This is a genomic window from Vibrio sp. 10N.286.48.B8 (assembly GCF_003050085.1).
GTDB classification, from domain to species: Bacteria; Pseudomonadota; Gammaproteobacteria; order Enterobacterales; family Vibrionaceae; genus Vibrio; species Vibrio crassostreae.
Window position 1 is genome coordinate 48,930 of sequence record NZ_PIGD01000014.1, and the last position, 12,736, is coordinate 61,665.

The window sequence follows — 12,736 nt, forward strand, 5'->3', positions numbered from 1 at the left end:
CGTAATAGTTTGTGATTAGTTTCATCGACCAGCAAATATCCGCTAGGGCGGGTGAGCCACTTTGCTAGGCAGTCGAGAGAGGGTTAGCTGCGCAACTGCAGTGAACAGCCCTTGCCAGTAAGACATTTAGGCAACACCTAAGCGTGCTCTTACTACTTGTTCGCAAGCATCAATGTTCATCGTATCTTTTGGAATAATGAGCACAGTGTCATTGCCGCCAACAGTACCGATAATCTCTGTATGTGGGTCGATATCGACTAACCTTGCGACCAACTGCGCACAACCAGGGTTTGTTTTGACGATCACCATCGCTTGGTTGTGAGTAATTAATTCGATTTGCGATGAGATGGAGGCATCGACACGCACAGGCGCGCTTTCAACTGTAATGCAGTAAACCTTTTTACCACAGGCATTCTGAATTTTGACAACGCCAAGCTGTGACAAAATGCGAGAGACAGTCGATTGGCTAATGCCTGTATAACCGATCTCGACCAGTTTCTCGCGCAGTTGATTTTGGGTCGAGAAGCTTTGTTGTTGTAGTAAGCGTTTGCACGCCGCAGTCAGTGTTTTATCTTCAGCTGAATACAAGCAACCGTGCTCAGTGATTTCGTTCATGAACAACTCCTTAAGGTCAACGTGTGGATATCGCTTGTCCATAGCGCAGAACGCACTCCCAAAGCCGTAGAGTACGATTATTAATTAGGCTTACCGATGAATCCCGAAGTAGAGAAGGAAGGGTATGCGAGATGTATGATCATCTATGCATTGAGTCTACCACTAAAGGATAGTTATCTTTTTGAAGGCGATCACCAAATAATATTCTGGTTTATTGCTTTTATTTTGGGGTTTTATTCTTTGGCTAATGGATATTTATTCCGCGTTGGGAATAAATATCCATAAACTATAAAGGGTTTTTACTGCGGAGGTAATAGCGCTAAGGGTTAGCGAATTTCACTCATGATCTCGCGAGAGAATACTTTTTCACAGTAGTGACATTTTAACTGTACGTTTTCGTGTTTTAGCTGCACTTTAAAGCTACTTTCGACAGGTTCACCGTGTGAAATACAGTTGCTATTTGGGCAGGCGAACACACTGTTGATTTGTTCTGGCAGTACAAGTGTTAGCTTGTTGACCACTTTGTACTCTTCAATCTGATTCACTGTCGCTTGTGGGGCGTACAGAGCCAATTGATTGGCTTGTTCCTTGGTCAGAAAGATGTTCTCAATCTTGATTAGGTCTTTGTTGCCGAGCGCTGATGATGGCAGGTTTAGCCCCATCGTGATGCGTTGCTCTGTTTTATGCAGCTTGAACAGTTTGAGAATTTTAATCCCAAGATGAGCAGGGATGTGGTCAATCACGCTGCCGTTACGGATCGCTTCTACTTGTAGCTGAGTTTGTTTAACCATGACTGTATCTCCTGCTTATAAAGTGTCGTTTAGAACTAGGGCTAATAAAGCTTCACGTGCATATACACCGTTTTCAGCTTGTTCGAAGTAGTAAGCGTGTGGCGTTTTATCAACGTCAGTTGTGATTTCGTCGACGCGTGGCAGTGGGTGAAGTACCTTCATGTTTTGACGAGCATCTTTCAGCGTATCGGCCGTTAGGATGTAAGCCGACTTCATGTGCGCGTATTCCGATGCATCGAAGCGCTCTTTCTGTACGCGAGTCATGTACAGGACATCCAGTTCAGGCACCACTTCTTCAATGCTGCTGTGGGTGCTGTATTGGATACCCATCTCTTCTAATTCTTCACAGATATAATCTGGCATCTCTAACACTTCTGGCGCGATAAAGAAGAAACGCACGTTATTGAATTTTGATAGTGCTTGCGTCAGGGAGTGCACAGTTCGGCCATATTTTAGGTCGCCGACGAATGCGACATTGAGGTTATCAAGCGTGCCTTGCGTTTCGTAAATCGAGAACAGATCCAACAAGGTTTGAGTCGGGTGTTGGTTTGCACCGTCGCCGCCATTCACTACCGGAACCCCATTCGAAAATTCAGAGGCCAAACGTGCTGCGCCCTCTTGTGGATGACGCATCACAAAGGCATCGACGTAAGATGAAATAACCTGCACCGAATCGGCAAGTGTTTCGCCTTTCTTGGCCAGCGATGTATTGCCGCCATTATCAAAGCCGATGACGGTGCCACCAAGACGCTGAACCGCGGTTTCAAATGAAAGGCGAGTTCGAGTTGAAGGCTCAAAGAAGCAGCTCGCAACGACTTTGTTTTTCAGCAACTCTGGGTTTGGCTCAGCCTTGAGCCTTGCTGCTGTGTCGACGATAAGCTCTAGTTCATTACGAGTGAGCTCAGGTATGGAGATGATGTGCTTGTTAAATAACGAATGCGCCATAACGGGTCTTCCTTCTATGCATACAGTCAAATTGCGGACAAAAAAAAGCCCCCTAAAAATAGGAGGCTTCGAAACGATCAATAGAGCAAAATAAAAATGACACCAACGCCACTCTTTGGCGTGTGGTTTGACAATTATGTGCGACAGAATTGCGGTTCATTTTTTGCTCTCTTTAGACAAATTGCGGAGGATTATACTCAGATAAAAAGACCATGCAATACTTTCTGTAAAGTATTCATTTAATGGATTTTTATGCGAAATTGCGTCCGTTTTTAGCTTTCATTTAAGCCTTTGTCGGAACTGCGAATCTCAGGTTTTTTCAGGTAATAATCCTTTCTAGTACATGAAAAAAAATGCGGGTTTTATCCAAGGTCAAAATCCCAAGAACGCCACCCGCATTTCCCTGTTATTGCACTTAACTTGTCAACGTCTTGCGAACAAGTGAGTGCTTAACTTATTAACTTATTAACTTATTAACTTATTAGCTGCCTAGTGTCGCAACCATTACTGCTTTGATGGTGTGCATGCGGTTTTCAGCTTCGTCGAACACGATAGAGTATTCAGACTCAACCACTTCATCTGTCACTTCAACGCCGTCTTTTAGTTGTGGATATTCAGCAGCAAGTTGTTTGCCTACGGTGGTATCTTCGCCGTGGAAAGCCGGTAGGCAGTGCATGAATTTCACATGTGGGTTGCCAGTCGCTTTGATCATGTCCATGTTGACTTGGTAAGGCATCATTAGGTTGATGCGCTCAGCCCACGCTTCTTTTGCTTCGCCCATCGATACCCAAACATCGGTGTATAGGAAGTCACAACCTTGCACGCCTTCTTGAACATCTTCTGTTAGCGTGATTTTGCCGCCTGTGTGTTCAGCAATTTCACGACATTCAGCTAATAGTTCTTCTTGTGGCCAGAATTGTTTTGGAGCAACAAGGCGAATGTCCATGCCCATTTTCGCAGCGCCAACCATTAGAGAGTTACCCATGTTGTTACGAGCATCACCTAGGTAAGCAAAGCTGATTTCATGCAGTTGTTTACCACGGCCGTATTCCGTCATAGTTAGGAAGTCAGCCAGGATTTGTGTTGGGTGGAATTCGTCAGTCAGGCCATTCCATACTGGTACGCCAGCGTAAGCGCCTAGCTCTTCAACGATCTCTTGACCGAAGCCGCGGTATTCAATGCCATCGTACATACGGCCAAGAACGCGAGCGGTATCTTTCATTGATTCTTTGTGGCCAATTTGAGAGCCAGATGGGCCTAAGTAAGAAACTCGAGCACCTTGGTCGAATGCAGCAACTTCAAATGCACAGCGAGTACGAGTTGAGGTTTTCTCAAAGATAAGTGCGATGTTTTTGCCAGTCAGTGTTGGCTGTTCGTAACCGTTGTACTTCGCTTTTTTTAGCTCCATAGAAAGATCTAACAAGTGTTGAATTTCGCGTGGAGTGAAATCTAGTAGTTTTAGGAAGTTACGATTGCGTAGGTTAAAAGCCATGATGTATTCCTTCTTAGATTTAGGCGCTTTCCTGTTACAGGGAAAGAAAATTCAAGAAAGCGCGATTCAATTTTTAGTTAAATTTGTTCGGTTCGGTTTGTTTCGTTTGATTCTGTGTTTACAAGGACATAGAAACTTATTTGTGCGTTAACCTTTGGTGATATTGGTACCCGCTTGGCCTTGCAGGATTTGCAAGCCATCTTCGAGTGCGCCGATACCCACAACCTTGCCGCCTTGCTGAATGAATTCGCACGACGCTTCAATTTTTGGCCCCATAGAGCCTGCATCGAATTCGAACATTGCTAACTCGCTTGGGGTGGTACTGCGCAATGCGTGTTGAGTCGGTTTGCCCCAATCAAGGTAAACAGCGTCCGCGTCGGTCAAAATAAGCAGTGCATCCGCATCCAGTTGTTTCGCCAAGAAAGCCGCTGACATGTCTTTGTCGATAACCGCTTCAACACCCACTAATTTGCCGTTTTCTTTTTTTACTGGGATGCCACCGCCGCCTGTACAAATTACGAGGTGGCCTGCATCGATAAGTTGCGTAATCGCTTCGTGCTCAACAATGCCAGTAGGGCGTGGGCTTGGCACAACGCGACGGAAGTGTTGTCCGTCTGGTTTGACGATCCAGTGGAATTTCTCCGCTAATTCACGCGCTTCAGCTTCTTCGTAGATTGGGCCAATCGGTTTGGTTGGATCCGCAAATGCAGGATCATTTGGATCAACCGTCATTTGGGTCAACATGCAAGAGATGTTGCGGTTAGGCAGGTAGTTCTTAAACTCTTGCATCAACATATAGCCGATCATGCCTTGAGTTTCGCTGCCCAATACATCTAGCGGGTATGGATTTACTTTCTTGTATTCCAAACCTTGCAGAGCAAGTAAGCCAACTTGTGGGCCATTACCGTGCACTAACACCACGTTGTACACTTTTGCGATTTCAGAGATGGTTTTCACAGCCGTTTCAATATTGCGGCGTTGAACATCGGCTTCTAACGGCTCACCGCGACGAAGTAGGGCATTACCACCGAGTGCGACAACAACAGTTTGCTTAGTCATAATTGTGTTCTCTCATTTTGGCCAAGCTGAGATGATTTAAGATCGTTCAACTTGGCCGTTTCGTCTTAGTGATTAGATACCATCACGCTCAATTGGGCAGCTCATGCAGCGTGCGCCACCGCGACCGCGGCCAAGTTCATCGCCTGGAATCGGAAGAACTGTGATGCCTGCTTTGTCGTATTTTTCATTGGTGTATGTGTTGCCTTCGTAGCCAATCACGACGCCAGGTTTAACCGTTAGAACGTTGTTTGCATCGTTCCACTGCTCACGTTCTGCATGGAAGTTGTCACCACCAGTCGTGATTAGGTTTAACTTGTCTACGCCCAATGCTTTTTCGATAGCCGTTACGAAGTAGCCTTCCTCTTTCACTTTTACCGCACCAGACTCATCGCCAGTTAAGTTCCAGCACTGAACGTCTTTACTCACCACTTCAGGGTAAACAGAGAACGTATCTTCGTTCATGTGCGTCATAACGGTGTCTAAGTGCATGCAAGAGCGGTGTTTTGGTAGCTGCATTGCGATAACTTGTTTCGCTTGACCGTGTTTGAATAGGCTAGATGCTAAGTGCTCAACACCTTGTGCTGTTGTACGCTCAGACATACCGATAAGCACTGTGCCACGACCGATAACAAGAACGTCACCGCCTTCAATCGTTGAGTTGTCGTAGCTGATGTTTTCTTCATCGCCGAAGTATTTGATGAAGTCTTGGCCTGCGAATGTTGGGTGCCAGCGGTAAATAGCGCGAACGTGGTTGGTTTCACGTTGACGAGCAGGTTTCGCCATTGGGTTGATTGATACACCGCCATATACCCAACAAGATGTGTCACGAGTAAATAGGTGGTTTGGTAGAGGTTCGATAATGAAGTCAGTTGGTGCGTGCATGCCTTGCATCATTGAAGATGATTTCATTGGCATCTCAGCGTAAGACAGGCCGCCCGTTAGGATTTTTGCTAGCTCTAGGTTTGGTAAGTCGCCCAAGTAGCAGCGCACGTCGTTAGCAAAAGTTTTGCCTAAGCGGTAATCAGAAACTTGATGATTCAAAAGCCAATCTTTCGCTTCTGGCACGGCTAGCGTGTCCGCTAGTAAGTCAGTAAGAAGAAGAACTTCAACACCTTGATCACGTAGCGTTTGAGTAAATGCGTCATGCTCTTTACCTGCACGCTCAACAGCCAGTACGTCATCAAATAGTAAATCGTGACAGTTAGAGGGTGTTAGGTGAGTCAGTGCGCGTCTTGGACGGTGAACTAGAACGCGGCGTAATTGACCTATTTCAGAACCTACATAGAACTTACTCATGATCGTCTCTCTCTTATATATTTGAATTACTTTTATCGCTAAGAGTAATTATTTATTTTCAGTTGAGAAGAATGAATTATTTATTCATATCTCTTGTCTGGAATTAATATTACGCCTGCTAGTCAGGTATTCTTAGAGATCTATCACAAATCGTTTTTTATCCCTCAGCCCTTTAAAATTAAGGGTTTTAACAAACTTTATGCACTTTTAACTATTGGCTATCCCTTCTAAATAGTTAACTCTTTGGGAACATTATGCATACTTTTTTCACTCGTATTACTAGAGTGGGAATTACAGGGGTTTATATGCAAAATAATTTTATTGATAAGAATGAGCTTAAGGTGGAAGTATGCAATGTTAGTATTTATATATTTAATTTTGAATATGAAATTAATTATTCTTTAACAATTTAAATGCGAATAAAGCTATTGCGGTCACACTTTACAATCGAGTGTTTTAATCCGATTTTCTATGAAAATAGCTAATGCTTGTCCTTTGGTTATTACAGATTAATTTACTTTGAATATAATTAACTCTAATAAGTGACTAAGTATTTATCTAAATATAGTAGCGATGAATATTTGATTTTTAATTAACCTTAGTATCGATATTTAAAGGTTATCTTTGCTTTCTAGCAAGTGTCTCAGCTCGTTTAGGCTTTGCGGCTTTGATAGGTAGATAGATTAATAGAGTGGCTTTAAATGATGCGTGTGCAGCTTGTGAGGGTGTTTCGATGGAAGGGTTTTGTTGGTCATCGATAGTGACAAAAAAAGCCGCTAGAAAGCGGCTTTGAGTGAGAAAGTGAGGTGTGTAGGTTTTAGATAAGCGCACCAATACTCAGAACAATGATGCAGAACACCATCAAGATACCGACTAGTGGCATTACCCATTTAACCCAGCGTACATAAGGGACGCGAGCAATCGCCAAGCCACCCATCACCACCGCGGAGGTTGGCGTAATTAGGTTCACCAAGCCAGATGCTGATTGGTACGCGGTGATAACCAGGTCACGACCTACGCCAGCAAAGTCAGCCAGTGGTGCCATGATTGGCATGGTAAGTACCGCCAAGCCAGAGGTCGATGGAACTAAGAACGACAGTAGAATCTCTAAGAAGAACATCACGTTAATGAAGATAACCGAAGAAAGCCCCGTTACCATTTGTTCTGCAGAGAACAGAATGGTATCGGTGATCATACCGCGGTCCATCACCACTACGATACCACGTGCAATACCTATGATAAGCGCAACACCAAGTAGGTCACGGGCACCATCAATAAAGCTGGTGGTAAACTCTTCTTCGCTCATACGAGCCACAATACCGACGATGATGGTTGCTGCTAAGAACATTGCAGAGATCTCTGCCATCCACCATCCAGCAACGGATACACCGTAAATCATTACCGCGAATGAACCACCAAAAATGGTCAGAATCAGTTTACGAGTTGCGGTGAATTCCAGTTTTTCGCCACTTGCGTTGCCAAGGAAGTGCGCTTTGTTCTCTTCGTATTTGTCGTACACAATGGATTTGCTTGGATCGGCTTGAACCATTCTTGCGTAGCGCATCACGTAGGCGACACAGATACCCCAACCAATAATCAACATCGCAATACGCAACACGATACCGTCGGTAAATGGAATGCCAGAGGCGTTGGCAGCGATCACGGTTGCGAATGGGTTAATGGTTGAACCTAGTACCCCAATCCCTGCGCCAAGTAGTACCGTCGCTGCAGCCACCAGAGGGTCAAAGCGAGCAGCCATCATTACAGGCACCAACAATGTATAGAATGGTAGTGATTCTTCCGCCATGCCGTAGACAGTACCGCCTGCGGCGAACAGTGCCATCAGTATTGGTATCATCAACTCTTCTCGCCCTTCTAATCGGGCGGTAACGCGTTCGATACCGGCATCAATCGCCCCCGTCTTAGTTACTAGTCCTAAGAAGCCACCAATGATTAGGATGAACAGCGAAACGTCGATTGCCGCAGCTTCATAGCTATTGTGGTCGTAGAAGCCGTCAATAGGCGCTAGCAGTACGTCAATCACGCCTTGAGGGTTACCTTCTACCGCTTGATAGGTTCCGGTTACGGGTACTTCTCGGCCTAGCTCTTCATTCATTGCTCGGTCGTATTGGCCCGCTGGAACAATCCAGGTAAGCAGAGCGACGAACGCTATCAGAATAAATAGAATGGTGTAGGCAGAAGGGAATTTAAAATTGGCAAAGAAGCCGCCCTTTTTTTTCTCGCTTGGTATCGTTTGAGTTGTCATGGCTATCTCCTTACATCATCTTAAATAGAAGTGATGTGAATTAGCGACTAATGATTTATAGATTGTAAATACACGGACACTTATAAAGCACTCAACGATATAAAGTTGCTGACTTTAAATTAAGTTTGTTTTTATATTTACTAATCCAAATGAAGTTAGATTTAATTTAGCTGCGGTTATTTTATTCCTTACGTCAGTATTTAAGTTTGGTGCTGTTCACAAAAATAATCGCTAATGAATGGTCTGAAAAATGGCAGAAAAACGGCAAGGTTTTTTGGTTAGTTAGCTTGGATTAATATTCGCTATGGATTAAAGGAAAGCGAGGGGGGATTGATTTGATAGGTGTTGTTTCTAGTTGGGTTGAATAATCTTGGAATTTTATTCAAACTTTATTTTTAGGCGGTTTTTAAAGTTTATAATGGTTATTTGATGTGTATCAAACAACACGTTGAGTAGAAAATAAAAAAGGAAGCCGAAGCTTCCTTTTAAATGTTCAATCATCAGCGAATATTAGATAAACAGACCGCCGAACGCGAAGCCTAGTGCTACCGCTGTACTGATTGTTACCACACCTGGAATGAAGAATGGGTGGTTGAAAACGTAGTTACCGATACGCGTTGAGCCTGTGTCATCCATCTCAACCGCTGCTAGTAGCGTAGGGTAAGTTGGAAGTACGAACAGCGCACTTACCGCAGCAAAAGAAGCAACGGCTGTTAGTGGTGCTACGCCAATCGCTAGTGCTGCAGGCATCAGTGCAACCGTTGTTGCGCCTTGAGAGTAAAGCAGCATCGAAGCGAAGAACAGAACAAGAGCCAGCATCCATGGGTAGTCAGCCAGTAGAGCGCCTGCTACGTCTTTGATTTCAGCAACGTGTGCGTTTACAAATGTTGAACCTAACCAAGCCACACCAAGTACACATACACATGCCGTCATACCAGAGCGGAATGTTGGCGCTGAAGAAATCTTAGCTGCATCAATCTTAGTGAACAGAACGATAGCCGCAGCTGCTGCCAGCATCACAGACATGATCGCTTCGTTACGACCTAGCGCAGGGTTTTCAATTAGACCAACAGAGCTAGAGATAGCTGCTGCGTAGCACACCACGAAACCAATCGCTGCTAGGAAGATGTACGTTGCTTTCTTCGCTGTTGGCAGAATTTCGCGTTTCTCTTCTGTTGCTAGTTTGATTAGACCTTTCTCTAGACGCTCTTGGTAAACAGGATCGTCTTTCAGCTCGCTACCCATGTAGTTAGCGACAACCGCGCCAACCATACAAGCGATGAAGGTTGTTGGGATACAAACCATCAGTAGCGTTAGATAATCAACACCGAACGGTGCCAGCATTGCCGCGAAAGCCACAACCGCTGCCGAGATTGGCGAAGCCGTGATAGCGATTTGAGAAGCGACAACTGCGATAGACAGTGGACGAGAAGGACGAACGCCTTGGCCTTTCGCTACTTCTGCGATAACAGGAAGTGTTGAGAATGCTGTGTGACCAGTACCCGCCATTAGCGTCATTACAAAGGTCACGATTGGCGCATAAAAGGTGATGCGTTCAGGGTGCTTACGCAAAAAGTTTTCTGCAATTTGCACCAACCAGTCCATACCGCCAGCAACCTGCATTGCAGCAATTGCGGTGATAACAGACATGATGATCAAGATTACGTCGATCGGGATGAAAGATTGGCTTGTTGGAACGCCAAGAATAAGTGAAAGGGCAATAACACCAGCACCACCGGCAAAACCGATACCGATACCGCCAATTCTGGCCCCCAAAAAGATAAAGAGCAGGACGACAAATAGTTCTACTGCAATCATAAGTAACACCTCATTTAGATTTTATTATGTGAACATTCGCCGCTGGAATGTTCACATAATAGTTCTATGGTTTAGGTTCAATTAAGCAAAAGTGCAACATACAGAAATCCACAAAATAAACATGGTTAACCGTATTGGAGCCTAAAAAAGGGCTCCGTTTGGAGCCCTTTCTCGCTAACTTTATTCGTAGCGCTTCGCTTTATACTGAGGATGCATCAAATTTTCAACAGAGAAAATGTCATCAAGCTCTTCTTCGCTCAATAAACCGCGCTCTAGAACCACATCACGCACGCTCTTACCTGTTTCTGCACAGATCTTACCAACAATGTCACCTTCGTGGTGGCCAATGTATGGGTTTAGGTAAGTTACGATACCGATAGAGTTAAATACGTGAGATTCACACACTTCTTTGTTCACAGTAATGCCGTCTACACACTTGTCGCGTAGGTTCACACATGCGTTTGTTAGGATGTCTAAAGACTCAAACATGCTTTGTGCGATAACAGGTTCCATTACGTTCAATTGAAGCTGACCGCCTTCTGCTGCGAAAGAAACCGTGTTGTCATTACCTAGAACTTTAAAGCAAACTTGGTTTACTACTTCAGGTACAACTGGGTTTACTTTAGCAGGCATGATTGAAGAGCCAGCTTGTAGTTCAGGTAGGTTCAGTTCGTTCAGGCCAGTACGTGGGCCAGAAGAAAGTAGACGTAAATCGTTACAGATCTTAGATAGCTTAACGGCTAGACGCTTAAGTGCGCCGTGCGTCATTACGTATGCGCCACAGTCAGACGTTGCTTCGATAAGATCTTCAGCCGCTACACACTCAAGGCCCGTTACTTCTGCTAGGTGTTTAACTGCTAGGCCTTGGTAGCCAGGAGCTGCATTCAGACCAGTACCGATAGCTGTTGCGCCTAGGTTAACTTCAAGCAGTAGCTTTGAGGTGTATTCTAGGTTTTTGATTTCTTCATTGATGGTTACAGCCCAAGCGTGAAACTCTTGGCCAACCGTCATTGGAACTGCATCTTGAAGTTGAGTACGACCCATCTTCAAAATGGTGTTGAATTCTTGGCTCTTAAGCTCGAATGCACCTTTTAGGTATTCAATCGCGTCGATCAGTTTTAGTACGCTGTTGTAAACAGAGATACGGAAGCCAGTTGGGTAAGCACAGTTTGTAGATTGGCTACGGTTTACATGGTCGTTCGGGTTGATGAACTCGTATTGGCCTTTTTCTTTGCCCATAAGCTCAAGTGCCACGTTCGCAACCACTTCGTTCGCGTTCATGTTTACAGAAGTACCAGCACCACCTTGGAAAACGTCTGATGGGAACTGATCCATGCACTTACCCGTGTCTAGAATTAGGTCACAAGCTTGGATGATGTATTTAGCCACTTCGCTAGGAATTACACCTAACTCTTTGTTTGCTAAAGCCGCCGCTTTCTTTGTCATCACCATACCGCGAACGAATTCAGGTACATCTGAGATCGTTACATTTGAGATGTTGAAGTTTTCAACTGCGCGTAGGGTGTGGATGCCATAGTAAGCATCAGCCGGAACATGACGTTGACCTAAAAGATCTTCTTCGAGACGAGTAGCTTGAGGAGCATCAACTTGTGCTTCTGATAGAGTAGCCATAACAGGATCCTTAGAGAATTATTCTGATTATATAGTTAGTTATTAGCCTATTCTGTGTGCAAATACTCCGTTCGCTAGAATATTGGGCTGATAAATCCGTCCTGACTTATGTGGCACATGATACTGTACTTAGCGCATAAAAATATTAAGTTGATCACCTTTTTCGGTTTTGTTTCGTCAATATTTTGCAAAGTTATTCTCGGTCAATAAACACGCTTATTTACAGGATAAATTTGAGATTGATAGGGCTTTCAGCGTAAACTGAATGCAACAAAGGAGGGCGTGTGTTTCCTATCTTATTATTACTATTTATCTTCGTACCCATCATTGAGATTGGGCTATTTATTCAAGTTGGTGGCTTCTTAGGATTGTGGCCAACTATTGCGTTAGTGTTGATTACTGCATTTGTTGGTGCCTCACTGGTTCGTAGCCAAGGCATTCAGACACTTATGTCTGTACAAGGTCGATTACAACAAGGGGAAATGCCAGCACAACAGATTCTTGAAGGCGTGATGCTTGCGGTTGCAGGCGTATTGCTGCTGACTCCGGGCTTCATGACAGACGCGTTGGGTATGTTGGTGTTGCTACCAGCACCAAGAGCCATGATTGCCAAGAAAATGATGGAAAAAATGGTGGTTAAAAATATGTCTGGTGGTTTCCATACCGGTGGGCAAGCTGGCTTTGGTCAGAGTCCTTTTGGACAAGACCCATTCAATCGCGACCCATTTGACCAGTCAAAAGACGGCAACACCTTTGAAGGTGAGTTTGAGAAGAAAGGCGACGACAACGATCGTAACCGATTAAACTAATTGATTTTTTCTC

10 protein-coding genes are annotated in these 12,736 nt (G+C 44.5%); 1 reads left to right on the forward strand and 9 read right to left on the reverse strand.

The features are described 5' to 3' along the window. Positions 1–126: 126 nt before the first annotated feature. The 9 genes from CWO08_RS16185 to aspA form a co-directional block, all read right to left on the reverse strand. Positions 127–615, reverse strand: a complete 489-nt coding sequence (locus tag CWO08_RS16185) for an arginine repressor (RefSeq protein ID WP_048659199.1) — start codon at positions 613–615, stop codon at positions 127–129. Positions 616–941: 326 nt separating this feature from the next. Continuing rightward, positions 942–1,406, reverse strand: coding sequence for an aspartate carbamoyltransferase regulatory subunit (gene pyrI, locus CWO08_RS16195; protein WP_004729721.1), 465 nt, complete (start codon positions 1,404–1,406; stop codon positions 942–944). A gap of 15 nt (positions 1,407–1,421) precedes the next feature. Further along, positions 1,422–2,351 (reverse strand): aspartate carbamoyltransferase, encoded by a 930-nt coding sequence (gene pyrB, locus CWO08_RS16200; protein WP_017062721.1) that lies wholly within the window; start codon positions 2,349–2,351, stop codon positions 1,422–1,424. A gap of 481 nt (positions 2,352–2,832) precedes the next feature. Then, a complete protein-coding gene (locus CWO08_RS16210) occupies positions 2,833–3,843 on the reverse strand; it encodes an ornithine carbamoyltransferase (RefSeq protein WP_048663019.1) in 1,011 nt (336 codons plus the stop codon). A gap of 147 nt (positions 3,844–3,990) precedes the next feature. Beyond that, entirely contained in the window at positions 3,991–4,902 is a 912-nt protein-coding gene (gene arcC, locus CWO08_RS16215) for a carbamate kinase (protein WP_048659197.1), read from the reverse strand. A gap of 72 nt (positions 4,903–4,974) precedes the next feature. Continuing rightward, complete coding sequence (arcA, locus tag CWO08_RS16220; RefSeq protein WP_017062724.1) at positions 4,975–6,198, reverse strand: arginine deiminase; 1,224 nt, start codon at positions 6,196–6,198, stop codon at positions 4,975–4,977. A gap of 817 nt (positions 6,199–7,015) precedes the next feature. After that, a complete protein-coding gene (locus CWO08_RS16230) occupies positions 7,016–8,464 on the reverse strand; it encodes a YfcC family protein (RefSeq protein WP_048659196.1) in 1,449 nt (482 codons plus the stop codon). A 510-nt stretch (positions 8,465–8,974) separates the two neighbouring features. Next, a complete protein-coding gene (locus CWO08_RS16235; RefSeq protein WP_048659195.1) occupies positions 8,975–10,282 on the reverse strand; it encodes an anaerobic C4-dicarboxylate transporter in 1,308 nt (435 codons plus the stop codon). A 180-nt stretch (positions 10,283–10,462) separates the two neighbouring features. Beyond that, a complete protein-coding gene (gene aspA / locus CWO08_RS16240; protein WP_102433322.1) occupies positions 10,463–11,914 on the reverse strand; it encodes an aspartate ammonia-lyase in 1,452 nt (483 codons plus the stop codon). A 284-nt stretch (positions 11,915–12,198) separates the two neighbouring features. Here aspA and CWO08_RS16245 point away from each other — a divergent pair, with 284 nt between their 5' ends. Beyond that, positions 12,199–12,723 carry an FxsA family protein gene (locus CWO08_RS16245; RefSeq protein ID WP_108020778.1) on the forward strand — a complete coding sequence of 175 codons (525 nt, stop codon included), beginning with the start codon at positions 12,199–12,201 and terminating at the stop codon, positions 12,721–12,723. Positions 12,724–12,736 lie beyond the last annotated feature (13 nt).